At 55.7% G+C, this 23,127-nt stretch carries 25 protein-coding genes and 1 tRNA gene; 14 read left to right on the forward strand and 12 right to left on the reverse strand.

Annotation, left to right across the window (positions count from 1 at the left end):
• Nucleotides 1-145 (forward strand): ATP-binding protein (locus AC4PR2_RS10640; protein ID WP_492175144.1); only part of this gene is annotated, 145 nt, incomplete at its 5' end.
• Here AC4PR2_RS10640 and AC4PR2_RS10645 read toward each other — a convergent pair.
• From AC4PR2_RS10645 to AC4PR2_RS10665, 5 genes are all read right to left on the reverse strand, one after another.
• Entirely contained in the window at nucleotides 91-654 is a 564-nt protein-coding gene (locus AC4PR2_RS10645) for a hypothetical protein (protein ID WP_492175111.1), read from the reverse strand. The two genes, AC4PR2_RS10640 and AC4PR2_RS10645, sit on opposite strands and share 55 nt — an antisense overlap.
• Nucleotides 655-672: 18 nt before the next feature.
• Nucleotides 673-3,165, reverse strand: a complete 2,493-nt coding sequence (locus tag AC4PR2_RS10650) for a fimbria/pilus outer membrane usher protein (RefSeq protein WP_060440255.1) — start codon at nucleotides 3,163-3,165, stop codon at nucleotides 673-675.
• 15 nt (nucleotides 3,166-3,180) lie between these two features.
• Nucleotides 3,181-3,876 (reverse strand): fimbrial biogenesis chaperone, encoded by a 696-nt coding sequence (locus tag AC4PR2_RS10655; protein ID WP_060440256.1) that lies wholly within the window; start codon nucleotides 3,874-3,876, stop codon nucleotides 3,181-3,183.
• Between the two features lie 48 nt (nucleotides 3,877-3,924).
• A complete protein-coding gene (locus AC4PR2_RS10660; protein ID WP_038875270.1) occupies nucleotides 3,925-4,509 on the reverse strand; it encodes a fimbrial protein in 585 nt (194 codons plus the stop codon).
• Between the two features lie 181 nt (nucleotides 4,510-4,690).
• Nucleotides 4,691-5,302, reverse strand: coding sequence for a response regulator transcription factor (locus tag AC4PR2_RS10665; RefSeq protein WP_492175113.1), 612 nt, complete (start codon nucleotides 5,300-5,302; stop codon nucleotides 4,691-4,693).
• Between the two features lie 619 nt (nucleotides 5,303-5,921).
• On the opposite strand from AC4PR2_RS10665, the gene AC4PR2_RS10670 reads away from it, so the two are divergent.
• Nucleotides 5,922-6,503, forward strand: coding sequence for a hypothetical protein (locus tag AC4PR2_RS10670; protein WP_492175114.1), 582 nt, complete (start codon nucleotides 5,922-5,924; stop codon nucleotides 6,501-6,503).
• Complete coding sequence (locus AC4PR2_RS10675) at nucleotides 6,504-6,986, forward strand: FidL-like protein (RefSeq protein ID WP_060440259.1); 483 nt, start codon at nucleotides 6,504-6,506, stop codon at nucleotides 6,984-6,986. It abuts the gene before it with no gap.
• A gap of 87 nt (nucleotides 6,987-7,073) precedes the next feature.
• Here the strand turns inward: AC4PR2_RS10675 and AC4PR2_RS10680 are convergent, their stop codons facing one another.
• Together AC4PR2_RS10680 and AC4PR2_RS10685 are read right to left on the reverse strand one after the other, a co-directional pair.
• A complete protein-coding gene (locus tag AC4PR2_RS10680) occupies nucleotides 7,074-7,289 on the reverse strand; it encodes a hypothetical protein (RefSeq protein ID WP_038875263.1) in 216 nt (71 codons plus the stop codon).
• Between the two features lie 228 nt (nucleotides 7,290-7,517).
• A tRNA-Ser gene (locus AC4PR2_RS10685) sits at nucleotides 7,518-7,605 on the reverse strand.
• Between the two features lie 227 nt (nucleotides 7,606-7,832).
• On the opposite strand from AC4PR2_RS10685, the gene yccA reads away from it, so the two are divergent.
• A complete protein-coding gene (yccA, locus tag AC4PR2_RS10690; protein ID WP_004928091.1) occupies nucleotides 7,833-8,492 on the forward strand; it encodes an FtsH protease modulator YccA in 660 nt (219 codons plus the stop codon).
• Between the two features lie 111 nt (nucleotides 8,493-8,603).
• On the forward strand, nucleotides 8,604-8,933 hold the full coding sequence (tusE, locus tag AC4PR2_RS10695; RefSeq protein ID WP_033642601.1) for a sulfurtransferase TusE: 330 nt from the start codon (nucleotides 8,604-8,606) through the stop codon (nucleotides 8,931-8,933).
• Nucleotides 8,934-8,967: 34 nt separating this feature from the next.
• Here tusE and yccX read toward each other — a convergent pair whose 3' ends face one another.
• On the reverse strand, nucleotides 8,968-9,246 hold the full coding sequence (gene yccX / locus AC4PR2_RS10700; protein WP_060419652.1) for an acylphosphatase: 279 nt from the start codon (nucleotides 9,244-9,246) through the stop codon (nucleotides 8,968-8,970).
• Between the two features lie 92 nt (nucleotides 9,247-9,338).
• Here yccX and rlmI point away from each other — a divergent pair, with 92 nt between their 5' ends.
• Both rlmI and hspQ read left to right on the forward strand, forming a co-directional pair.
• The gene (rlmI, locus tag AC4PR2_RS10705; protein WP_492175116.1) at nucleotides 9,339-10,529 is read left to right on the forward strand and encodes a 23S rRNA (cytosine(1962)-C(5))-methyltransferase RlmI; all 1,191 of its coding nucleotides are present in this window, start codon (nucleotides 9,339-9,341) and stop codon (nucleotides 10,527-10,529) included.
• A gap of 60 nt (nucleotides 10,530-10,589) precedes the next feature.
• The gene (gene hspQ / locus AC4PR2_RS10710) at nucleotides 10,590-10,907 is read left to right on the forward strand and encodes a heat shock protein HspQ (RefSeq protein ID WP_033637900.1); all 318 of its coding nucleotides are present in this window, start codon (nucleotides 10,590-10,592) and stop codon (nucleotides 10,905-10,907) included.
• Between the two features lie 57 nt (nucleotides 10,908-10,964).
• Here the strand turns inward: hspQ and AC4PR2_RS10715 are convergent, their stop codons facing one another.
• The gene (locus AC4PR2_RS10715; RefSeq protein WP_060419657.1) at nucleotides 10,965-11,378 is read right to left on the reverse strand and encodes a CoA-binding protein; all 414 of its coding nucleotides are present in this window, start codon (nucleotides 11,376-11,378) and stop codon (nucleotides 10,965-10,967) included.
• Between the two features lie 256 nt (nucleotides 11,379-11,634).
• Between AC4PR2_RS10715 and AC4PR2_RS10720 the strand changes: the two genes are divergently transcribed.
• A complete protein-coding gene (locus AC4PR2_RS10720) occupies nucleotides 11,635-12,300 on the forward strand; it encodes a DUF2057 family protein (protein WP_060419659.1) in 666 nt (221 codons plus the stop codon).
• A gap of 122 nt (nucleotides 12,301-12,422) precedes the next feature.
• Nucleotides 12,423-12,869 carry a methylglyoxal synthase gene (locus tag AC4PR2_RS10725; RefSeq protein WP_492175117.1) on the forward strand — a complete coding sequence of 149 codons (447 nt, stop codon included), beginning with the start codon at nucleotides 12,423-12,425 and terminating at the stop codon, nucleotides 12,867-12,869.
• A gap of 45 nt (nucleotides 12,870-12,914) precedes the next feature.
• Here AC4PR2_RS10725 and helD read toward each other — a convergent pair whose 3' ends face one another.
• Complete coding sequence (gene helD, locus AC4PR2_RS10730) at nucleotides 12,915-14,969, reverse strand: DNA helicase IV (RefSeq protein ID WP_060440262.1); 2,055 nt, start codon at nucleotides 14,967-14,969, stop codon at nucleotides 12,915-12,917.
• Nucleotides 14,970-15,134: 165 nt separating this feature from the next.
• Between helD and AC4PR2_RS10735 the strand changes: the two genes are divergently transcribed.
• Nucleotides 15,135-15,587 (forward strand): YccF domain-containing protein, encoded by a 453-nt coding sequence (locus tag AC4PR2_RS10735; protein ID WP_004928120.1) that lies wholly within the window; start codon nucleotides 15,135-15,137, stop codon nucleotides 15,585-15,587.
• Between the two features lie 26 nt (nucleotides 15,588-15,613).
• Complete coding sequence (gene yccS / locus AC4PR2_RS10740; protein WP_492175118.1) at nucleotides 15,614-17,749, forward strand: YccS family putative transporter; 2,136 nt, start codon at nucleotides 15,614-15,616, stop codon at nucleotides 17,747-17,749.
• A 4-nt stretch (nucleotides 17,750-17,753) separates the two neighbouring features.
• On the opposite strand, the gene AC4PR2_RS10745 is transcribed toward yccS, so the two are convergent.
• Nucleotides 17,754-18,410: a TfoX/Sxy family DNA transformation protein gene (locus AC4PR2_RS10745; protein WP_060419667.1), complete on the reverse strand. Its 657-nt coding sequence runs from the start codon at nucleotides 18,408-18,410 to the stop codon at nucleotides 17,754-17,756.
• Nucleotides 18,411-18,639: 229 nt separating this feature from the next.
• Here AC4PR2_RS10745 and sulA point away from each other — a divergent pair, with 229 nt between their 5' ends.
• Nucleotides 18,640-19,146, forward strand: a complete 507-nt coding sequence (sulA, locus tag AC4PR2_RS10750) for an SOS-induced cell division inhibitor SulA (protein WP_047727899.1) — start codon at nucleotides 18,640-18,642, stop codon at nucleotides 19,144-19,146.
• Between the two features lie 357 nt (nucleotides 19,147-19,503).
• Nucleotides 19,504-20,583, forward strand: a complete 1,080-nt coding sequence (gene ompA, locus AC4PR2_RS10755) for a porin OmpA (RefSeq protein ID WP_060419786.1) — start codon at nucleotides 19,504-19,506, stop codon at nucleotides 20,581-20,583.
• A 101-nt stretch (nucleotides 20,584-20,684) separates the two neighbouring features.
• Here ompA and matP read toward each other — a convergent pair whose 3' ends face one another.
• On the reverse strand, nucleotides 20,685-21,143 hold the full coding sequence (matP, locus tag AC4PR2_RS10760; protein ID WP_019454505.1) for a macrodomain Ter protein MatP: 459 nt from the start codon (nucleotides 21,141-21,143) through the stop codon (nucleotides 20,685-20,687).
• Nucleotides 21,144-21,353: 210 nt separating this feature from the next.
• On the opposite strand from matP, the gene AC4PR2_RS10765 reads away from it, so the two are divergent.
• Nucleotides 21,354-23,102: an AAA family ATPase gene (locus AC4PR2_RS10765; protein ID WP_060419669.1), complete on the forward strand. Its 1,749-nt coding sequence runs from the start codon at nucleotides 21,354-21,356 to the stop codon at nucleotides 23,100-23,102.
• The last annotated feature ends 25 nt before the right edge of the window (nucleotides 23,103-23,127 follow it).

The following is a 23,127-nucleotide window of genomic DNA, read 5'->3' on the forward strand; positions in this document are numbered from 1 at the left end:
GGGAGAAATCTTCGTGGATGAAACGATGGCGGTGGCGGCAGCAGATCGGCTTGTTCATCACGGTTATCTGTTTGAACTAAAGGGAGAAAGTTATCGAAAGAAAATGGCAAAGATAAAAACCGAGGCGGCATCACTGGCGCCGTAGTGAACCGGCCATTTTAATTGTCGCCGACCGGCCAAAATAATTGACGCGAGATAACTCACCATTAAAGCATCATCGAGCATCAGCGTATCGCCCGGTACCACCCGCCCATCCTTAGGCTTTTGCACCAGAGAATAACGAATGGTCATCGGGGAATTTAATTCTGAAGCAGAGTGTTCCCCTCTCCCCCTCAACGTTCTGTCACTTATCTTGTTGGTGATTTCTGCGCGGACCCACTGTTGGCCATCGTTAAAACCGAAAATCGCGGCCTGCGAGTCTTTCGTCGGAAGTTTGATGGTGTAGGAAAAGTTGCTTTTGGACTTGCTGCAGTTAAAGGTGCCGATGTACTGGGTATTGTATTGCGCCTCCCATACCGGCGTATTGGCGCTCAGCTTATCGGAAAGATCGACGAAAATCGGCGACGCAAACTCCACCCCCTTGCCATAGCAGGAAGCATAGCTATAGCCGCTGAACAGCCCAGACAGCAGCAGCAAAAAAATCAGCCTGATCATAGGTTCGGTTATCCTGTATTAGCGGCAAACGCCGGGCGACGCGTCGAGCGCCAGAGTCGGTTTGGCGATGCGGCAACGGCCGTCGCGCAGTTGCACCGTCAACGCCGTCGGCGGCTGTTCGGCGCGCAGGTACAGTACGCTGGCCTGGCCGACAAAGCCTATCGATCGGCCGTTTTCATCCAGCACTTCGGCACCGAACGGCAGCGGTGCGCCATCGGCACGCTGCGCTCGCAGCTGGAATGGCCGACGTGGGTCAGTCTCGAATTTCAGGTAGCTGACCGCACCGTAGTACGGCACGTGGTTGGCAACGTTGCCGCTGATTTCCGCCCCGCTGCTGTGGCCGGTATCCGACAGCGTGACCGAATTTTGCCGGTACGGCGTAGCATAAGGCACCAGCGCCAGGCCCTGCGCGTTGGTCACAATGCTTTCGTCGCCGTTGACCATCAGCCCTTCGGCCTGCGGCGCTTCGACCACCGTCATGGTGTTGCCGATTTCGTTCGACGCCAGCACATGCCAGGGGATCGCCACCAGGCTGCCGCGCGCGCTGAGGCCGCTCTGGCGATAGTCGTTGCCTTCGCTGTAGGAGACGCCGAGCGTCGAGAGGCGGGTGCGATAGGCCGCATTGAGGCCGGCCATGTTGTCTCCGCCGCTGCGATTGCTGCCGCTCAGCGAGTAGCTCAGGCGGTTGGATTCCAGCGCGTTGCCGCTCAGGCTGACCGTGCTTTGCTGATAGTGAGAGTCCGTCGCCGACAGGCCGGTGCTGAGATAAGCGTTGTTGTCGAACACCGACAGCGGCAGGCTGAACGACAGGTAATAACGCGTTTCTTCCTCACGCTGGCTATTACGCACCCGACTGGCGGAAACGGAGTAGCTGACGCGCCCCAGATTGTTGGAGTATCCCAGCTGGTATTCGCGGCTTTTCGCGTTGGCCGTCCAGTAATCGCGCTGGGAACCGGAGAAGAACAGCGTGCCCCACCCTTCGTTAAGACGCTGGTTCAGGTTAAGCGTAAAGGTATTTTTCGGCCGGGCGGAACGCAGCGCGTCCCAGGTGTTCATATCCAGTTCGGACACGCCCTCCTCGTCGCGCCAGCGGTCAAACTGCCGTTCCAGTTGGCGGTAGCCGTCATTGGAGTAAATGGCGTCGGTAAAGCTGTAGTAACCGCGGGTGGAGTAACGGTAGGCCGCCAGCGTGAAGTTGGTCGCGGTGACGTCGAGGAATTTACTGTAGGCAATGCGGAAACTTTGCCCGCTTTCACGGCGGTTTTTCAGGCGGGTATCGGCATGCGTCAGGTCGATGGACACCGCCCCTATCGGCAGGTTCCAGCCACTGCCGAGCAGCCAGGCCTGATAGTCGTCGCTCAAAATGCTGCCGGCATAACCGGTCACCAGGTTGTTGAAACCGTACTGCAGGGTACCCTGCACAAAGCCGGGATCGTAATCGGTATTGCTTTCGTTCACCTTGCCGGCCAGCACGCTGTATTGGCTGACACCCTGTTTCAACATGTTGGGTACGGCGGAAAACGGCACGCTGAACGACTGTTCGCGCCCATCCGCCTCTTTGACCGTCACCCACAGATCGCCCGCCGAGCCGGTCGGCTGAATGCTGTCGAGGGTAAAGGCGCCCGGCGGCACGTTTTCCTGGTAGATCACGTTGCCGTTCTGCATCACTTTCACCAGGGCGTTGGTTTGCGCCACGCCCCGCACGACCGGTGAAAAGCCCTGCTGCGAGTTGGGGCGCATGCTGATGTCCGACGCCAGCGCCACCCCGCGGATGCGTACCGAGTCGAACAGATCCCCCGGCGAATAAAAATCACCGGCGGTCAGGTTGGACTTGATGTCGGCGAAGCCGCGCTGCAGGTAGCGCGTGTTGTTCTGCCAGTGGCTCCCCCGCCCGCTGCCGTGGCGAAAGCTGCTGCTGTCGCGAAATTGCCAGCCGGCCAGATTGATCCCGGATTCCAACCCGGTATAAAAATCGTCATTGTTGCTGTGATTGCCGTCGCCGCGCGCCTCGGCGTGGTAGTACGTCGCGTTGTAAGCCAGCGTCAATGCGGAGATGCCGCGATTCCAGAAGGCCGGATCCACGTATCCCGCCTCCGACCGGTTGACCCGCGCCTGCGGCACCGTCAGCCGCAGGCTCAGCGCACCGACGTCCATATCGAACCGCCCACCCTGTACCAGCGTGGCGATCGACAGCGTCGTCAACGGTGCCTGGGGCCTCGGCAACTGACTCAGATCGATGCCCAGCCGCTGCGCATCCTGGTAGTCGATTTGGATATCGTCGCGTTGTGTGCCAAACAGCAGCGCATAGCGCCCTTTCCAGTCATGGTTGACATACACATCGATCTCCTGTCGGCCGGCAGGCATGTCATTATTGAGGTAAAAACGCGAGAGATCGGAATCGCGTGATTCGCCGGCCAACAGCGAAGTGTCGAACGTCACCGCCCAGGCCGTATCCGGCAACAAGAATGAAGAGGCGGTCAGCAGCGAGAGGACTTTTTTATTCAGCTTCATTGTTGTTCTTTCAGGTTAGTGTGCGGTGATGGCTTTAGACTTGTAAGCCCCCAGATCGTCGATATACATCAGGTCATAACGGACGTTTTTACTGACCGATCGTTTGCTGGCAGCAAACTGGGAGGAAAACGGCGCGACCATCAGCGAATCAACCAGCAGATGCTTGTCCGTACCCTGGCCGATATTCGCTACCGTGATGAAATACGGGCTGTTGTTGATGACGTTGAACCCTTTGCCATTGGCTTGCAGCGTCAGTTTTTCCATCGCGTTTTCTACGCCGCGGGTTAGCGTCTGCGGGCGGTAGAACAGCTTGATGCGTGACTTGATCGCCAACTGCAGCGTATTGGTGCCCTGGAGGTTTTCTGGCGTCGGCGGGATATCCAGCACGTTGAGATAGAACACCGATTCGCGATCCGCCGCCAATGCGGCGCCGACTTTCTGAATGCGCAGCTGCTGCCCGCTGTTGCCGTTCACTTTCACCACCGGCGGCGACAGCAAAAACGGCACGTTGGCGGTTTCCGGGGTGGAATTGATATCGCCGTCGTCTATCCAGGCCTGAACCAGTGAGGGATCGGCGCCGTTATTCAGCAGTTGGACAATCACATCCTTGTTGTTTGCCGGGTAGATCACCCGCGTCCCGTTAACCACCACATTGGCCTGGGCACCAACGGAACCGAGCAACAACGCCGCTATCATCATGTATTTTTTCATCGTTCCCCCGGGTGGCCAGGCCCATCAAGGGCCTGGCTGTCAGCGCGATTACAGGTAAGAAATGGTGTAAGTCACGTTGGAGCTCAGAGCGCCCACTTTTGCCGCTTCGGCGTTGGTTTTGTAGTAGTACGCGTCCAACGTCAGGGTTTCTGAATCCGGTGCCGCTTTGTCGCCCATGATGTCGGTGACATAAGGCACGTTCAGCTGGATGGGGGTGGAAGAACCGGTTTCCGCCAGAGAGAAGCCCACGTTCTTCGCGACGGAAGCGTCGTTCTCGTTGACCGAGTTGTTCAGCAAATATTTGCCGTCGGTGGAGATGTTATCCGCCGAGGAGAAGTAGATTTTCAGCGGAGTGCCTGCGGTACCGGCCGCCGGCGAACAGCCGGAGAAGGTCAGCGAGAAGGACTTCTTGTTCTTGGTGATTGGCCCAACGGTGTTACCCGCGTCAGTCACCGAGATCGGGCTCAGCGCTACGGTGAAATCCGCGCTCTTGCCGCCGTTAATCGTACAGGTGGTGTCGGTAATGGCGCCGGTAAAGTTAATGACGCCACCGGCGGAATTGTCTTCAGCAAAAGCCACTGGCGCAGCGACCGCAGCCGCCATGATTGCAACAGAAAGCATCTTCTTCATCATGAGATAAAACTCCATAACAGTTTGGTTTGAGGGAATAAATAAAAAACGGCCGCTGCCGGCGGGATGAAATAATCCCTCCCCGTAATACAGAGGCAAAAGGGTGAACACATTCCTGTTTTTATAAAATCAAGCCATCGAGTTATTCGTCAGCCGGTAATGAAAACGGTGAACATAACGATTTCTAGATAACCTCCGAGAAACCGGATGAAATCTCCAATAAGTTGTGCACTCGATTTTTCAATCCCATTTTGCGTAACGCACTGCATTTATGCGTGCTGACCGTTTTTACGCTTTTATCAAGAATTCGGGAAACCTGAGTCACCGTATAGCCGAAGGAAAGCAAATGGAGCGTTTCCACCTCACTTTCCGTCAGGCGGTTTTTCGTATTGCGAACCGTTCCGCCCTCAACGTCTCCATTTAATGCAGAGCACTGCGTGACCTTATCCACCAGAAAAGAAAACTCTTTACTCATACCGGGGATACTGATTTTTTTATCGAGCACAACCACATCACGCGAGACGGAACGGAATAAAAGACGGCGTTTTTCTTCCGTCGTCAAAAAAACCTTTACGCCATGAATAGCAGACAATAATGTCATCGCCATGCTAAAGCGCAGCATGCTTTTTACCGCATCATCGACGATCAGAATATCGTGGCAATTACGCCCCATAGCCAAAGGCAGATCGTCGTAGTAGGCAATAACGTGATCTTTATGAAAAATCCTTGGCATCAATATTCTTTTTATCGCCTCTCTGAAAAAGATGTTTTCAGATACGATACCGATACTGAGCATACTTCCTCCATCCATGGCTAAGGATAACGGCGATACCTTGCACTAAATACCCGCCGTCTTCTTGGAAAATTCGCATTGCCGTTCGGGAGCAAACAATAAGCGACTGGCACGTAAACCGGTGTCGTAAAACACTAAGATAATTCTGCATCAAACCATTAACAACAGGAACATTATTTTTATTAACGTAAATTTTAATTATTATAATCTATAAAATATTGCATTTTCAGAATTTAACACCAAAAAAGACCGACAAGAGGGTAATTCACCGCACATTCCTTTCGCCGGAAAAATAAAAAAAGACCTGAATTATTTATGTTTTCCGTCCGGAACCTTGACCTCTCCGAAGTTTCACTAAATACTAGCCGCGAACTGGAAGCCTATATCATTATAAAAACCTGAATACATGAAATATATTATCGACCTCTGCGTTATCTATGACGCAAACGCGTGTCGTCTCCAACTCATTGACAATGATGAGTCATCGATACGGATATCCAACCCGGCTTCACGCCTGTTAATTGAAATGCTGACTCATCCGAATATCCCATTGAAACGTGAGATGTTGATATAAAAGGTATGGGAAGAGTATGGTTTTTCAGGCTCATCGATCAGCCTCAATGTGGCCGTCAGTGAAATAAGGAAAGCATTCAAACTGCTGGGGAGAGAAACCTCCCCCATAAAGACCCTGGCGAAAGTCGGCTTTTGCTTTACCGCCATGATTGATATTTATCCATCACCGCAGACAACCGTGAACGAAACGCCGCCCTCTTCCACATCAGAGCCGCTTTCGCCTCCCCAGCCGGTTGTCGGATCTCATATCACGTCACCGCAGAAGAAGGTAAAGATTAGCGCTATTGCCGCTATCTGCGGCGTATGTATTCCGCTGTTGTTCATCGCGGCCTTCTATCCTATTGAACCGCCCGATCAACCGAGAGAAAAATTAGTTCCGCTAGGAAAAAAAGACCGCTGCACCTTGTATTCTCTGGATGCGGACAAGCATATTGATGACAATCTGGAAAAAAGCATGGTTAACCAAGCGTTAGAGAGCAGCGGCGTCGATTGCATCAACAGCAAGGCGGATATCTATTTCTCCTCCGTAAAGCACACGTTGACTTATAACACCTTTCTCGGTGTGTGTTATCTCAGTGCGCAAGATCAATATACCCAGTGTGTCACCTACAAAATTCTCAACGGAAAATAAATGGCCGCATTGCACAATCCCAAAATACTGATTATCGGATTTTTGGCGGTGATCCTCTTCATTGTCCTGTTTCGCGTTTTAACACCCGCCGCACCTGTGCATATGAATTGCCAGGCCGATACGATAACTAAAAAACGATTAGCTTCAGGCGATGACCTGGAATTAAAAGTGACGGGCAGTTTATTCATCTATGACGAACACCATGCCATGATCGTGCAGCGCGGGGACATTACCGTAAGAGGAAAAACCTATAGCCTGGATAGAAAAATAAACTTAGATATAAGGAGGTTAGCTCACGGGTTTTACATGACTACCCACCGAGAAATCAGCAAAACCCCCGACGACAACGCACCGGACGAACTGACCAAAGAAATCCCCATGATCTCTCTCGGCATTAAGAACGGCGTTTTTTCGATGCGTAAAGTTCGGCAGGATGCGTACATCGTTCATGGCGTGCTTTTCCCGGTCACGCTATGCCGTTAACGTGAAAACAGAATGTAATGGAGAGGCAGAAACAGTACAAAGGGCGCGTTTATGGCAAACACGCCCCAGATACCGATTGGGGAGGGACTATTTTACCGACATATCCGTGCGGACGATGCCGTGATTCTTCATCACCTCTTCCATGGTGAGGTTCTCATCATACGGCTTATCATCCACCACGACGTCTTGCGGGCGCACATAGGGTTTGGTCGCGCGTTTGAACATCCACCACCACACGAACACCAGGAAAGCGCCGGACTTCAAAAATATCATGGTCCATAGGGCGACTTGATACCAGTTCATCTCTGTCTCCATAAGAGCATTAAGCGAAATTGATAAGGTGGCGTTGATTATCACCCCGGCGGCGCCTGGCAGCAGCAGGCATCCGGGCAGCCAACCTTGATGACCGCATAATCTCACCGATGCGTGGCCCTTATCAATAGCCGATCGCGTTTCCTGCAAAAGCTCCCCAGTTTCTGAGCACGCAAAAGCAAAAAACCCCGTGCTCAGAGAGCACGGGGTCAGAATGTATGGCGGAGGAGCAGAGATTCGAACTCTGGAACGGTTTCCCGTCGACGGTTTTCAAGACCGTTGCCTTCAGCCACTCGGCCACCCCTCCGCAACGACGCGCACTATAAACAGACCTCATTCGCTTGTAAAGCCCAAGCGCGTTCAACCGCGCGAAAAATCGGCGAAGGCGCAGCAAACGGCGAACAAACGCGCACCTCCCCCCCGCTGTTGCCGTAATGATAACTAAGGGTAAAGATTGGTAAACAAACTTTAATCAAGCGCTTGCGCTGCCTATTATCGGGATTATTTTGTGATGGCTTGATAAGAGAGAGCATTATGGACCGCATTGTCGTCTCATCTTCTTCGCGCGACTCGCTGCTCAGCACGCATAAAGTCCTGCGCAACACCTATTTCCTGTTATCCCTGACCCTGGCCTTCTCAGCCCTGACCGCAACCGCCAGCACGATGCTGGGTCTGCCGGCTCCGGGTCTGCTGCTGATGCTGGTCGGTTTCTATGGCCTGATGTTCCTGACCCATAAACTGGCCAACAGCCCGGCGGGCATTCTGGCGGCGTTCGCGCTGACCGGTTTCATGGGATACGCCCTTGGCCCAATCCTCAGCTCGTTCCTGAACGCCGGCGCGGGCGACCTGATCATGCTGGCGCTGGGCGGTACCGCAGCCGTCTTCTTCTGCTGCTCGGCGTACGTGCTGACCACCCGTAAAGACATGTCGTTCCTGTCCGGCATGATGATGGCCGGTTTTGTGGTGCTGCTGGTGGCGGTGATCGCCAACCTGTTCCTGCAGATCCCTGCCCTGCACCTGGCTATCAGCGCGCTGTTCATCCTGTTCTCTGCCGGCGCGATCCTGTGGGAAACCAGCAACATCATTCACGGCGGCGAGACCAACTACATTCGCGCCACCGTTAGCCTGTACGTGTCGCTCTACAACATGTTCATCAGCCTGTTGAGCATTCTGGGCTTCGCCCGCAGCAACTGATCGCACGTTACGCATGCCTTCCTGGCCCCGCTCCGGCGGGGCTTTGTTTTTTGCGGCCGAAAAAATTTGCTAAACTGACGGCCGTTCCGAATTATCCGTTATCGAGGCAGTATGTTGGAGTTTGAAGGTCGGGTTATCGACACTGACGCGCAGGGCTATCTGAAAAACAGCGCCGACTGGCATGAAGGGCTGGCGCCACTGCTGGCGGCACAGGAAGAGATCGTGCTCACCGAAGCACACTGGGAAGTGGTGCGCTTCGTGCGCGACTTCTATCAGGAATTTAACACCTCCCCGGCGATTCGCATGCTGGTCAAGGCCATGGCGCAAAAATACGGCGAAGAAAAAGGCAACAGCCGCTATCTGTATCGCCTGTTCCCGAAGGGGCCGGCTAAACAAGCCACCAAGATCGCCGGATTGCCGAAACCGGTAAAATGCATCTGACCGCTCCGCCCGCAGCGCCGCTGCAGCCCGGCATTCAATAGCGAATGCCAAACCCGGCGTAATCGACCACGCCCTGCGGCTCCACCAGCACGCGTTCGACGCGCGCGCTGCGCGGGCCGCCCTGTTTCAACCACGCCACCAGCTTGTCCACCTGCGCCTGCGTGCCGCAGGCCACCACCTGAACGCTGCCGTCATCAAGGTTGCGCGCATAGCCGGTCACCCCCAGCGCCTCGGCCTGCCGCTGTGTGGAATAGCGGAACCCGACCCCCTGCACCACGCCATACACATACGCAGCTATGCAAACTTGTGTCATAATCGCCCCCTTATTCAGTTTTCGTTATGGCATTGCCGTGCTTTTGCACCGCCGTGTCACTCTTTTTCTCCTAGCTGGCAGCATTATTAATTATGACCGTACGCCTGTTTCTCGCCAAAGGACGTGAAAAGTCCTTACTCCGTCGCCACCCTTGGGTGTTCTCCGGCGCCGTTCAACGCGTTGAGGGCAAAGCCCACTCCGGTGAAACCATCGATATTCTCGACAGCCAGGGAAAATGGCTGGCGCGCGGCGCCTATTCGCCCGAGTCGCAGATCCGCGCACGCGTCTGGACCTTCCAGCCAGATGAAGAGATTAACATCGATTTCTTCATCCGCCGCCTGCAGCAAGCGCAAAGCTGGCGCGATTGGGTCGCGCAGCGCGACGGTCTGGACGGATACCGCCTGATCGCCGGCGAGTCCGACGGCCTGCCGGGCATCACTATCGATCGTTTCCAGAATTTCCTGGTGCTGCGGCTGCTGTCCGCCGGTGCCGAATACCAGCGCCCGGCCCTGCTTTCCGCCCTGCAACATTGCTACCCGGAATGTTCGATCTACGATCGCTCCGACGTTGCGGTGCGCAAAAAAGAAGGCCTGCCGCTGGCACAGGGCCCGGTGCTGGGCGATCTGCCCCCGGAACTGCTGCCGATCACCGAACACGGCATGAAGCTGCTGGTGGACATTCAGCAGGGGCACAAGACCGGTTTCTACCTCGACCAGCGCGATAGCCGCCTGGCGGCGCGCAATTACTCCGCCGGCCGTCGGGTGCTGAACTGCTTCTCCTACACCGGCGCCTTCGCCGTTTCCGCTCTGATGGGCGGCTGCGCGCAGGTAATCAGCGTGGATACCTCGCAGGCGGCGCTGGATATCGCCCGGCAGAACGTCGAGCTCAACAAGCTGGATCTGAGCAAAGCGGAGTTCGTCCGCGATGACGTGTTCCAACTGCTGCGCAACTACCGCACCCAGGGCGAGAAATTCGATCTGATCATCATGGATCCGCCGAAGTTCGTCGAGAACAAAAACCAGCTGGCTAGCGCCTGCCGCGGCTACAAAGACATCAACATGCTGGCGCTGCAGCTGCTGAATCCGGGCGGCATTCTGCTCAGCTTCTCCTGCTCCGGGCTGATGCCGACCGACCTGTTCCAGAAAATTTTGGCCGACGCCGCTGTAGATGCCGGACGTGATGTACAATTTATAGAGCAGTTCCGGCAGGCTGCCGATCACCCGGTGATCGCCACGTATCCTGAGGGGCTGTACCTGAAAGGATTCGCTTGTCGGGTGATGTAACTTGAAATGCGCTGCCTTGCCCCCATATATGAGCAAGGCATTGTTTCTCAGGAGGTCATCATGATTGCCAGCAAATTCGGTATCGGACAACAGGTTAGGCATAAACTGCTGGGGTATTTGGGTGTCGTGATCGATATCGACCCGGAATACTCTTTGGAACAACCCAAAGCTGACGAGATAGCGGCGAACGATGAACTGCGTTCCGCCCCTTGGTACCACGTGGTGATGGAAGACGAGGAAGGCCAACCGGTACACACCTATCTGGCGGAAGCACAGCTGGATAGCGAAGCCCAGGAGGCACACCCCGAGCAACCATCGCTGGATGAACTGGCGGAATCCATCCGCCACCAGCTACAGGCGCCACGCTTGCGCAATTGACCGCGCCAAGACCTGAGAAACCCGAGAGGGCCTGGCATCGCGCCAGGCCCTTTTTATTCAGCGCTCCAGCCCCAAACGCGGAATGTCGATTTTCGGACAGCGATCCATCACCACGCGCAGCCCGGCCTGTTGCGCCAGCTCCGCCGCCTGATCGTTAATCACGCCAATCTGCAGCCACAGCGCCTTGGCGCCGATCGCTATCGCCTCTTGCGCCACGCCGTAAGCCGCCTCCGAATTGCGAAACACGTCAACCATATCCACCGGCTGCGGTATAGCGGCCAGCGTAGCGTAAACCGGCTGCCCCAGCAGCGTCTGCCCCGCCAGTTTTGGGCTGACCGGGATCACCTGGTAGCCTTGCGCCAACAGATATGCCATCACCCCATAGCTGGGCCGCGACGGGTTATCGCTGGCACCGACCAGCGCGATAGTTTTCACCTGCTGCAACAGCTCGATAATCTCTTGATCTTGCATCTTTCAACTCCCGTTTATCACACCGCCACTCTCCGCTTCGAGTGTAACCGATCGGCACCCGCTCGGCTAAACGCAACGCGAGGGAAACTTCAGCGCAATCTTATGGTCAGAGGCTGTCGCGGTTCAGCTGCTCATGGTCGTGTCTAATCGCGATAAAATATGTAAAAATGTAAACATAACGCCCGATTGAAAAATTTTGACACAACCTGTGCCGTGTTCAACACTTAGAGCTACGTCACTTTATAAGGAGATAATGATGAAATTTGGTCTGGTGGTTGCGGCGTTGCTCAGCATCAGCATGCCTGCCGCGGCTACGACCCTGAAACTCTCCCCGGACATCGACCTGCTGGTGGTCGACGGCAAGAAAATGACAGGTTCGTTGTTAAAAGGCGCCGACAGTCTTGAACTGGATGGCGGACAGCACCAGCTGCTGTTTAAAGTGACCAAAAACGTCCGCGCCGGCCAGCATACGCAGGCCTATGCTTCCCTGCCGCTGGTTGCCTCCTTCAATACGCAAAAGATCAGCCAGGTGGCGATCGAACTGCCGCGCATCGAGAACGATCGCGATGCGCAACGCTTTGACAAGACGTTGAATTATCTGGTGGTCGATAAAGACGGCAACGCCCTGCCGTTCCGGCATGACGTGCTGCATCCCGACAGCGTCACCTTCAATGCCGATTTGGAAAAGGTGATGACAGATTACAACCGCCAGAATCGCTCCGCCTCCGTCGCGGCCTTCGTTCAGGCGAACGCCGATAATCCCTCAACGCCCTCGCTGGCCGGCACGCCGCTGAACGCTCCAACGGTCACGCTGAAAGGGGAAAACGTGTCGGAACAGATGCTGCAATATTGGTTCCAGCAAGCCGACAAGGAAACACAGAAGCGTTTTCTGCGGTGGGCCAATAAACAACCGGTTCGCTGATCCTTCCCGGCGTCTTTCCCCGCAAAGGCGCCTTTTCTTCGCATTTTCAAGCGCAAACGCTAGGCAGTGAAAAACAGTTTCAGTAATCTGTCGCACATCCCCGATTAGCGAAGGACACCGAGATGGAATTGACCACCCGCACTATCGCCGCGCGCAAACACATTGCGCTGGTGGCGCACGATCACCGCAAACAGGCCCTGTTGGAGTGGGTAGAGAGCCACAAGAGCATTTTGGCGCAGCACCAGCTGTACGCCACCGGCACCACCGGTAACCTGATCCAGCGCGCCAGCGGCATTCCGGTCACCAGCATGCTGAGTGGCCCCATGGGGGGTGATCAGCAGGTTGGCGCATTGATTGCGGAAGGCAAGATAGACATGCTGATCTTCTTCTGGGATCCGCTGAACGCGGTACCGCACGATCCGGACGTGAAGGCGCTTCTGCGGCTGGCGACCGTATGGAATATCCCGGTGGCCACCAACCGCTCGACCGCGGACTTTCTGATCGACTCTCCGCTGTTCAAAAGCGAGGTGGAGATCGCCATCCCCGACTATCAGCGCTATCTGCAATAGCGCCTGAAATAGTCCTCGCGGCCTGGCTACCGCCAGGCCTGATGCCTACGGTTTTTTCTGCACCGGTACGCCAAGATCTTGCAGCTGTTCGACGAACACCGAAGGGCGTTCACGATCCTGCAACAGCCAGACCTGGTGTTTGGCGCGAGTCAATGCGACATACAGCAGGCGGCGCTCTTCGGCATCCGGAAAATCCTCCGGCTGTGGCAGCAGCACCTCTTCCAACACCGACTCGCGCGCCACGGCCGGGAAACCGTCACGCCCGTCATGCAAACCGGCGATGATGACGTATTCCGCCTGCTGCCCCTTGCTGGCGTGGATGGTCATAAACTCCAGATCCAGCTTGGGCCAGCGGGTGGCCGCTTTCGCCAGCGCTTCCGGTTTCAGATGATGGTAGCGCGCCAGTACCAGAATACGCTCGTCCGGCTTGGCATAGCCGCTCAGTTTATCCAGCAAGGGCTCCAGCTGCTCGTGCGGCAGGATCGCCACCGACTTTTTATTGCCCTTGCTCAGGCTGTTGAGCGGTTTTTTCAACTGGTGCGGGTTCTGCTGCACGAACCGGTTGGCTACCTCACCGATACGTTCATTAAAGCGATAAGTGGTGTCCAGCGCGCACTGCGCCCCTTCACCGAAGTGAGTGGTGAACGCCGTGGTTAACGTCAACTCTGCGCCGCTGAAGCGATAAATCGCCTGCCAGTCATCCCCCACCGCAAACAGGCAGGTCTGTTTGTTTTGTCGACGCAGCGCCGCCAGCAACAGCGCACGCTGCGGCGAGATATCCTGAAACTCATCGACCAGAATATGTTTCCACGGGCTGACAAAGCGCCCCTTGTCGAGAATATTGACCGCCTGATGGATCAGACCGGAGAAGTCCACCGCCCCTTCCTCTTTCAAGGCGCTTTTCCAGGCTTTCAGCAGCGGTGCCATCAGCCGGATGCGTTTTGAAAACAGATCGCGGATTTCTTCATCCGCCTGCTCAATCATTTCCGCCTGGCTGCCGCCGTGCATGCGCATCAGCCCCAGCCAGCGTTCCAAGCGGCCCGCCAGCCGATCCGCCAGGCGTTGATCCTGCCAAAAGTCGCCTTCCGGCACTTCCCATTCCAGTTCGTCGCTCAACCATTGACGCCACCCCTTGGCCTGGGCTTTTTTCTCTGCGCACTGTTGTCGCCAATGGGTAATCAGCAACGCTTTGCGCGCTTTGGCATCGGTTTCCAATCGGCTGATGGCCGGGGCTTTGCGGCTGCCCTGTTGAATGATCTGCAGCGCCAATGCATGGAATGTCTTGGCCTGAATGCCGACATCGCCCAAACGCGCTTTGATGCGATCATTCATCTCACTCGCTGCCTGACGGCCGAACGCCAACAGCAAAATTTGGCCCGGCTCCGCCTCCTGACGGCGCAGCAGCCAGCCGGCGCGCGCCACCAGCACCGACGTTTTGCCGCTGCCGGCCCCCGCCAATACCAGAACGGAATCCTCGCCGTTGACCACCGCACGGCTCTGAGAGTCATTGAGCGGTGAACTCTCGACGGTCTGGAAGAAGTCGTGATGTTGCTCCAGCATGCGCTCGGTCCACTGCCGGTTGCGTTGTTCGACGCTGCGCAGCCCCTGCTGCAGCCATTGCAGACACAGATGATAATCAGCCCGGCAGTTATCAAACTCATCCAGACGCGCCACCGGCATCGGCAACGCGGAGAAAGCCTCGTGGATTTGCTGCTGCAGCTTGCCCAGCTCAGACTTTTTAAACCATTTGTCTTGCTGCTCGATGCGCTGGATCTGCGCCACCTGCTGTTGCAACACGCCGGCGCTGACCTCGCTCATTTCTGCGCTCCACTGCTGCCAGGCCTGCTGCAGATAATGATGAAAACGCTGCGTTTCCTGCCATTCGGTGCCGTGCAGCCGCACCACTTTTTCGTCCGGCAATTCAAATTCCAGCTCGCCCCAGACGATGCCGCGCTTGCACCTGACCTGAATCAATTGATTGAAGGGGATCAGGTATTCATGTTTTTCCCCGCTCACCTCAACGCCGGCGTGCAGCAACCGCACGCGGTTATAAGGGTGCTGAGCCAGGTGTTTCCCCAGCGATGTCGCTTTAAGTTCCATATCGTCGCGCCATGACTATGTTGAGATTAAATAACGGATATCTGCCAGTTTACCTGTGATAAGCAGTGGCACTCTAGCGCTAAAAAAAGGGTAGAATAGATTTGCGTTTTTATCGTGAATACGCCCGCATCGCGGTTTGGCCATCATTAGAGCAGAATGACGTCTATGCGTACTGTACTGAATATTCTTAATTTTGTGTTGGGCGGTTTCTTCACCACGCTGGGTTGGCTCATCGCCACGGTGTTCAGCGTGCTGCTGGTCATCACGCTGCCGCTCACCCGCTCCTGCTGGGAAATCACCAAGCTGTCGCTGGTGCCTTTCGGCAATGAGGCAATTCACGTCGATGAACTCTACCCGGAAAAAAGCAATGCGCTGCTCTCCGCCGGCGGTTCGCTGCTCAACATTATCTGGTTGGTGCTGTTCGGCTGGTGGCTATGCCTGTCACACATCGCCGCCGGCATCGTGCAGTGCGTTTCGATCATCGGTATTCCGGTCGGCATCGCCAATTTCAAAATTGCCGCCATCGCGCTGTGGCCGGTGGGGCGCCGCGTCGTCTCGGTAGAAATGGCCCAGCAAGCGCGTATTGAGAATGCTCGCCGCCACTATCATCAGCGTTAATTTTTTCTCCGTTTGAGGAGTTTTTCGTGCTCTCTTTTGCACCCGCAGTTCGTCGTTATACCTACAACAGCAACCTGCTGTATCACCTGCGCATCCTTATTGCGCTGATCGGCACCACCGCCGTTCCCTGGTGGCTGGGCATTCCCAAGCTGACCATCCCGCTAACGCTGGGCGTCGTGGCGGCGGCCCTGACTGATTTGGATGACCGCCTGGCCGGCAGGTTACGCAACCTGCTGATCACGCTGGTGTGCTTCTTTGTCGCCTCTGCTTCAATCGAGCTGCTGTTCCCCTACCCCTGGTTGTTCGCCCTTGGCTTAACCACGTCGACCTGCGGTTTTATCCTGCTCGGTGCCTTGGGGCAACGTTACGCCACCATCGCCTTCGGCGCGCTGCTGATCGCGGTTTATACCATGCTCGGCACCGCCATGTACGATGCCTGGTATCAGCAGCCGCTGCTGTTGGTGATCGGCGCACTGTGGTACAACCTGCTGACGCTGGCGGGCCACCTGCTGTTCCCTATCCGGCCGCTGCAAGAGAACCTGGCACGCTGCTACGATCAGTTGGCCAACTATCTGGATGCCAAAGCCAATCTGTTCGATCCCGATGCCGAGCGCGACGCCGATCTGCCCTGGATGGATGTCGCGATGGCCAACAGCGCCCTGGTCGCGTTGCTTAACCAAACCAAAGCCTCGCTGCTGACGCGCCTGAAAGGCGATCGCGGCCAGCGTGGCACCCGCCGCACCTTGCACTACTATTTTGTCGCGCAGGATATCCACGAACGCGCCAGCTCTTCCCACGTTCAGTACCACGCACTCAGCCAGCAATTCCGCCACAGCGACATTTTGTTCCGCTTCCAGCGTTTGCTGAGCATGCAGGCGCGCGCCTGCCGCCAATTGGCGCAATCGATCCTGCTGCGGCAAAAGTACCAGCACAACCCGCGCTTTGAACCGGCTTTCAGCCGCATTCAGGAGGCATTGGCGCGCATCGCCGAAACCCAGGGCAATACCGAGCAGACCAAGGCGCTGGCGCATCTGTTGAAAAACCTGCATGCGATCGATGCGCAGCTGGCCAATATCGAATCAGAGCAGACGCTGGCCAGCGGGCAAGCGGAAGAGAACAGCCTGGCCGATGACCGCTTAACTGGCTGGAGCGATATCCGGCTGCGCATCAGCCGCCATTTGACGCCCCAGTCGGCCCTGTTCCGCCACGCGATCCGCATGTCGGTGGTGCTGTGCGTGGGTTACGCCTTCATTCAATTCACCGGCATGCAGCACGGTTACTGGATCCTGTTGACCAGCCTGTTCGTCTGCCAACCGAACTACAATGCCACCCGCCGACGCCTAGCATTGCGCATCATCGGCACCCTGGCCGGTATTCTTATCGGCCTGCCAATCCTCTATTTCGTGCCTTCACTGGAAGGACAGCTGGTGTTGATCGTCATCACCGGCGTTCTGTTCTTCGCTTTCCGCACCGTACAATATGCGCACGCGACGATGTTCATCACGCTGCTGGTGCTGTTGTGCTTTAACCTGTTGGGTGAAGGATTCGAAGTGGCAGCTCCGCGCGTTTACGATACCTTGCTAGGCTGCGCCATCGCCTGGGCGGCAGTCAGCTTTATCTGGCCGGACTGGAAGTTCCGCCAACTGCCGGCGGTGGTGGATAAAACGCTGAATGCCAACTGCCGTTATCTGGACGCCATTCTGGTGCAATACCACCAGGGTAAGGATAACGGCCTCGCCTACCGCATTGCGCGGCGAGATGCCCACAACAGCGATGCCGAGCTGGCTTCGGTCATCTCCAACATGTCCGCCGATCCCAAGGCCGACAAGGCGCTGCAGGAAGCCGCCTTCCGCCTGCTCTGCCTGAACCACACACTCCTGAGTTATATCTCGGCGTTGGGTGCGCACCGCGAGCGGCTGAATACCCCTGCCACGCTCGACCTGCTCAATGATGCCGTGTGTTACGTGGACGGCGCCCTGCATCAGGAAGAACAGAACAGCCAGCGCATTGCTCAGGCGCTGGAACAGTTGGCGGAGCGGATTCGCCAAGCCGTTCCGGAACCTGAAAGCAAAGAACAGCTGGTTTTGCAGCAGGTGGGGCTGGTGCTCGAACTTCTGCCGGAACTCACCGCGCTGCACACCCAAATCAATAAGACAGCCTAATCATTCAGGGCCCGCTCGACGGGCCCTGAATCACCGGCTCATGTCCATGGCGGCGCATCGCCATCATATGATCGAACCAGCGCACCAATTCGTTATGCAATTCAGCCGGTAATGCCGCCTGATGATAACCGGCTATCGCCCCGCCCAGCGACAACAGGACTCGCAATCCCAGATTGGTCTGTTGTTGCAGCAGGCTAAGATAGCTGCGTTTCGCGCCCTGCAACCGCAGGTCATAGGCGTTGCGGATACCCGCTCGCCACAACAGCCGCTCCATATTGACATCTATATTCGGCAGCGCCTTCAATCTGCCGTGGTCGCCGGCCTTGAGCCGCTGTTCCCGACGGGCCTCCCTGACAGCTTGCCAAGCCAGCCCCACCAATTCGTTACGTTCCCGCCACAGGGACTCGTCAACCCAGTAATAGCGCAAAGTGATGGGCACTCCGCGCTTGGAATAGACCATATTGACCATGCCCCGAGCGCGAAAGGCCGGTTCCATGCTCGCCGTAGCCCGCAAATACAGCTCGCCTTCCGCTATCACTGCAAACATCACCCCCTCAGCCAACAGCCCATAGCCGCCAAACTGTGACCGCGTGGTGATGGTGCCCAGCGCCGCGAAGCAACTTTTAGCCTGCGTGATTCTTCTCGTCGACATCCTTTTCATAGCATTCCTCCTTTTTAGGTTCCGGTCGTATTATTTCTCTCATCAATGAAAAAAGTAACGTGAACAACTAATTAGAAAAATACGCACTATCCGTCTGCATGCCAATCACAAAAAACACCGGTACAAAAAATGATCGCAATTATGCGAGCCGCTACGAAAATTTGGGTTGATCTTATCCGAAATCAGGGATACTGTATAAACATACAGTAACACGACGGGCGGGAACTTTATGCGTACTCAATCACTCTACCAACCTCATTTTAGCCATGGCTCTTTTACCGCGAACAGCGTTGCGAAGAACACAAATGTCGGCAAAGAGAATGGCTTGATCAGTGAACTTGTTTACAACGAGCGCCAGCCCGCAGTGGCTCAACTGCTGTTGCCCCTGCTGCAGCAACTGGGCAAGCAGTCTCGTTGGCTTCTGTGGCTGACGCCGCAGCAAAAGTTAAGCAAGCAATGGCTGCAGCAATCCGGCCTGCCGGTGGATAAAATGGTGCAGTTGAGCCAAATCAGCCCGGTGAATACGGTTGAGGCAATGGAAAAAGCGCTGCAAACGGGGAACTACAGCGTGGTTCTCGGCTGGTTGCCCGAGCTAACGGAGGAGGATCGTCTAAAATTGAGACGTGCGGCAGAATTGGGTAATGCCTACGGGTTTATCATGCGTCCTCAACGTGACATTGACCCGACTCACGGACACTGTTCCACCCTAAAAATTCACTCTTCTTTGTATCATTAAGTAAATTTAGGATTTTTCCCATCATTTTCGCACCCCGTAGAGGGAACCTTTGCGGGATAAGGCACAAAGCTAGTCCGGCTGCGGTTTGCCAAGCAAAAACGCCCGATGAATCGCCGTTTTTTTAGGCTAAGAATGTTAGCAAATATGTACGATTCCGCGTTTTTTTTTAGAGCCTTATCACATCACACTTGTAACTTTCGCGCCACGTTGTAGACTTTACATCGCCAAGGTTGCTCTATAACGTCAGAAAAACTGGCGAGTAACAAACGAGGGCTTAAACCTTGGCGAAGGAATTTAACCAAGGGCTTAAAACAGCTTTAAAGCTCATTGCCTATTTGGATGATAACGAGGCGCAAAATGAAAAAGACAGCTATCGCATTAGCAGTGGCACTGGCAGGTTTCGCTACCGTAGCGCAAGCCGCTCCAAAAGATAACACCTGGTACACCGGTGCTAAACTGGGCTGGTCCCAGTACCACGACACTGGTTTCTACGGTAACGGTTACCAGAACGGTATCGGCAACGGCCCAACCCACAAAGATCAGCTGGGTGCCGGCGCGTTCCTGGGCTACCAGGCAAACCAATACCTGGGCTTCGAACTGGGCTATGACTGGCTTGGCCGTATGCCTTACAAAGGCAGCGTGAACAACGGTGCTTTCAAAGCGCAGGGCGTTCAACTGGCCGCTAAACTGAGCTACCCAATTGCTGACGATCTGGACATCTACACTCGTCTGGGTGGTATGGTATGGCGTGCAGACTCCAAAGCTAACTACGGCAACGGCACTCGCCTGAGCGACCACGACACCGGCGTTTCTCCGCTGGCTGCTGTTGGTGTTGAATACGCACTGACCAAAAACTGGGCTACCCGCCTGGACTACCAGTTCGTAAGCAACATCGGTGACGCAGGTACCGTTGGCGCACGTCCAGACAACACCATGCTGAGCCTGGGCGTTTCTTATCGCTTCGGTCAGGATGACGTAGTTGCTCCAGTTGCTCCAGCTCCAGCTCCGGCTCCAGTTGTTGAAACCAAGCGTTTCACTCTGAAGTCTGACGTGCTGTTCAACTTCAACAAAGCAACTCTGAAGCCACAAGGTCAGCAGGCTCTGGATCAGCTGTACTCCCAGCTGAGCTCCATGGATCCTAAAGACGGTTCCGTAGTTGTTCTGGGTTACACCGACGCCGTTGGTTCTGCTCAGTACAACCAGAAACTGTCTGAAAAACGCGCACAAAGCGTTGTTGACTACCTGGTCTCCAAAGGCATCCCGTCAGACAAAATCTCTGCACGTGGCATGGGCAAAGCTGATCCAGTTACTGGCAACACCTGTGGCTACAAAGCTGGCCGCGCTACCAAAGCTCAGATCGACTGCCTGGCACCAGATCGTCGCGTAGAGATCGAAGTTAAAGGTATCAAAGACGTTGTAACTCAGCCTCAGGGCTAAGTTTACTCGCCTAATAAAAAACCCCGCATTGCGGGGTTTTTTTTCGTCCTGCTGTTATCAGAACATTCAAGACCCAGTGTAACTAAGGCGCTCTGCCCCGTTTACTTAGGTTCTTTACCGAGAATCGCCTTCAAATCTTCTTTCAACGACGACATCTGATTCGCATACTTCTCTTTGCGCTCAGCATCTTCGATAAGCTGCACAACCGTTTCCGACAGCGTGACGCCACGACGGCGCGCCAGGGCTGCCAAGCGTTGCCAAACCAAAAACTCCAGATCGATAGATTTTTTACGCGTATGCTGGTGTTCTGCGTTAAAATGACGTTTGCGGCGGGCGCGGATCGTTTGCTTCATCCGGTTATCCAGCTCCGGATTCATATGAGCGGCAATCCATGCAAGTACCTTGACCGGCTCATTTTCCAGCTTCAGCAGCTCGTTAACCGCCTCCTGAGCAGCGCTGTTTTCAATGTAGCGGGTAATAAGTTCCCCTTCCCGGTGCTTCTTCACCAGGTACTTCCATTTCCAACCGCTCTCCAGATTTTCCAGTTGCTGATATTTCATCTTGAGCTCTTCAGTGACCGCGTAACTTCAAATAAGCATAACAGCTTTGCGCCGAATTTCCCCGGCAATTAAGCCGTCTTTTAGACTGTTTTTTGCACAGTCATCGCGCGATGTCAAACTCCCTGACGCCAACTGGCACTCCACATGTATCAAGCCGCCGTTATTCTTGTATAATCGCCCTTTCCCTTTTTAACGATTGCATCTAACACTTTGACCAATAACCGACTTGAATGGCAATCTTTATTGCCGGACGTAACGCCTTATCAGGCGATATTTGATACCGCCGCTCAGTTGGCACCCGTGCCCTTTTCCGCCATTCAGCCTCGGCTGGAAAATGCCCTGACGCTATTTTGCCACCCTCAATCGCCACCGCGTTTCATGCTGTTGAAAGCGCAAGAAACGCGAGAGTACCTGGAACTGATCGCTCACGCCGTCACACCACTGCTGGCTAAGAATACGGCATGCCGCGGCAGCCACTATGCCATTCAGGATGGCAAGGTCAGCATAGAGCCGGCCAGCCGTGGCGATGAGCCTTTCGCCGCCGGCGGTGCTTGTCTGTTCCAGGAGTGGATTGAACCGGAGCAGCTGTTTGGTTGCGTACGGATCCACAATGGCGACATTACCCTGCAACCGGGTCTGGTGCACCAGGCCAACGGCGGCGTCCTGATCCTGTCGGCTCGGGCGCTGCTGGCTCAGCCATTGCTATGGCTGCGGCTGAAGCAGATGATCGGCCAGCGCCAGTTCCATTGGGTTTCGCCAGACGAAACCCGCCCGCTGCCGGTAGCCATTCCACCGATGCCGCTGGACCTGCGGCTGATTGTGGTCGGCGACCGTCACGGCCTGGCCGATTTCCACGATATCGAGCCGGAACTGAGCGAACAAGCGGTCTACGGCGAATACGAAGACGATCTGCAGCTGACCGAAGTCGATGATATGGCGCAGTGGTGCGGCTACGTCAACGGCGTGATTGCCGATCGGCAGTTGCCGATGTTAGCGGCCGACGCCTGGTCGCCGCTGATCGTCCAGGCTGTGCGTTACACCGGCGATCAGGGCATCCTGCCACTCTCGCCGGTTTGGCTTGGCCAGCAGCTGTCCGAGGCTGCACTGTATGCCGAAGAGGAGCGCATTACCGCCAAAGCGTTTGAGGCAGCGTTGAATGCCCGCGAATGGCGCGAAAGCTATCTGGCCGAGCGTATGCAGGATGAGATTGAGCTGGGTCAGATCCTGATTGAGACCGAGGGTGAAGTGATCGGGCAGATCAACGGCCTGTCAGTCCTGGATTATCCCGGCCATCCGCGCAGCTTCGGCGAGCCCTCGCGCATCAGTTGCGTCGTGCATCTTGGCGACGGCGAGTTTACCGACGTCGAGCGCAAAGCCGAGCTGGGAGGCAACCTGCATGCTAAAGGCATGATGATCATGCAGGCGTTCCTTATCGCCGAACTGGATTTGGATCAGCAGTTGCCCTTCTCCGCTTCCATCGTCTTTGAACAATCTTACGGTGAAGTGGACGGCGACAGCGCCTCGCTCGCCGAGCTGTGCGCCTTGGTCAGCGCTCTGTCGCAGCAGCCAATCACACAGCAGATCGCCGTCACCGGCTCCGTCGACCAATTCGGCAACGTACAGCCGATAGGCGGCGTTAACGAAAAGGTCGAAGGTTTCTTCGAAGTTTGTTTACGCCGCGGCCTGACGGGCAAACAGGGCGTCGTATTGCCCGTGACCAACGTGCGCCACCTGTGCCTGCGTCAAGATGTCGTCGACGCGGTACGCGAGGGGCAATTCCATCTGTGGGCGGTAGAGAGCGCGGCGGAAGCCTTGCCTTTGCTTACAGGTTGCCTCTACTCTGATGAACAACAGCCGAATTTGTTGGCGGCCATTCAGGAACGGATTGCGCAGGTGAGCCTGCAGGAACGCCGCCGTCCATGGCCGCTGCGCTGGCTCAACTGGTTCAACCACGGCTGATCGGACTTGTTCAGCGTACACGTGT

Source organism: Serratia sp. A07 (assembly GCF_058725505.1).

Bases quoted from the DNA above. Each gene is read 5' to 3' on its own strand.
- AC4PR2_RS10655 (WP_060440256.1), bottom strand. From the start codon at position 3,876: ATGAAAAAATACATGATGATAGCGGCGTTGTTGCTCGGTTCCGTTGGT.
- helD (WP_060440262.1), bottom strand. From the start codon at position 14,969: ATGGAACTTAAAGCGACATCGCTGGGGAAACACCTGGCTCAGCACCCT.
- matP (WP_019454505.1), bottom strand. From the start codon at position 21,143: ATGAAATATCAGCAACTGGAAAATCTGGAGAGCGGTTGGAAATGGAAG.
- AC4PR2_RS10650 (WP_060440255.1), bottom strand. From the start codon at position 3,165: ATGAAGCTGAATAAAAAAGTCCTCTCGCTGCTGACCGCCTCTTCATTC.
- ompA (WP_060419786.1), top strand. From the start codon at position 19,504: ATGAAAAAGACAGCTATCGCATTAGCAGTGGCACTGGCAGGTTTCGCT.
- AC4PR2_RS10660 (WP_038875270.1), bottom strand. From the start codon at position 4,509: ATGATGAAGAAGATGCTTTCTGTTGCAATCATGGCGGCTGCGGTCGCT.
- AC4PR2_RS10745 (WP_060419667.1), bottom strand. From the start codon at position 18,410: ATGAAAAGGATGTCGACGAGAAGAATCACGCAGGCTAAAAGTTGCTTC.
- AC4PR2_RS10645 (WP_492175111.1), bottom strand. From the start codon at position 654: ATGATCAGGCTGATTTTTTTGCTGCTGCTGTCTGGGCTGTTCAGCGGC.
- AC4PR2_RS10665 (WP_492175113.1), bottom strand. From the start codon at position 5,302: ATGCTCAGTATCGGTATCGTATCTGAAAACATCTTTTTCAGAGAGGCG.
- rlmI (WP_492175116.1), top strand. From the start codon at position 9,339: ATGACCGTACGCCTGTTTCTCGCCAAAGGACGTGAAAAGTCCTTACTC.
- tusE (WP_033642601.1), top strand. From the start codon at position 8,604: ATGTTGGAGTTTGAAGGTCGGGTTATCGACACTGACGCGCAGGGCTAT.
- hspQ (WP_033637900.1), top strand. From the start codon at position 10,590: ATGATTGCCAGCAAATTCGGTATCGGACAACAGGTTAGGCATAAACTG.
- AC4PR2_RS10735 (WP_004928120.1), top strand. From the start codon at position 15,135: ATGCGTACTGTACTGAATATTCTTAATTTTGTGTTGGGCGGTTTCTTC.
- AC4PR2_RS10680 (WP_038875263.1), bottom strand. From the start codon at position 7,289: ATGAACTGGTATCAAGTCGCCCTATGGACCATGATATTTTTGAAGTCC.
- yccA (WP_004928091.1), top strand. From the start codon at position 7,833: ATGGACCGCATTGTCGTCTCATCTTCTTCGCGCGACTCGCTGCTCAGC.
- AC4PR2_RS10720 (WP_060419659.1), top strand. From the start codon at position 11,635: ATGAAATTTGGTCTGGTGGTTGCGGCGTTGCTCAGCATCAGCATGCCT.
- sulA (WP_047727899.1), top strand. From the start codon at position 18,640: ATGCGTACTCAATCACTCTACCAACCTCATTTTAGCCATGGCTCTTTT.
- AC4PR2_RS10675 (WP_060440259.1), top strand. From the start codon at position 6,504: ATGGCCGCATTGCACAATCCCAAAATACTGATTATCGGATTTTTGGCG.
- yccX (WP_060419652.1), bottom strand. From the start codon at position 9,246: ATGACACAAGTTTGCATAGCTGCGTATGTGTATGGCGTGGTGCAGGGG.
- AC4PR2_RS10725 (WP_492175117.1), top strand. From the start codon at position 12,423: ATGGAATTGACCACCCGCACTATCGCCGCGCGCAAACACATTGCGCTG.
- AC4PR2_RS10715 (WP_060419657.1), bottom strand. From the start codon at position 11,378: ATGCAAGATCAAGAGATTATCGAGCTGTTGCAGCAGGTGAAAACTATC.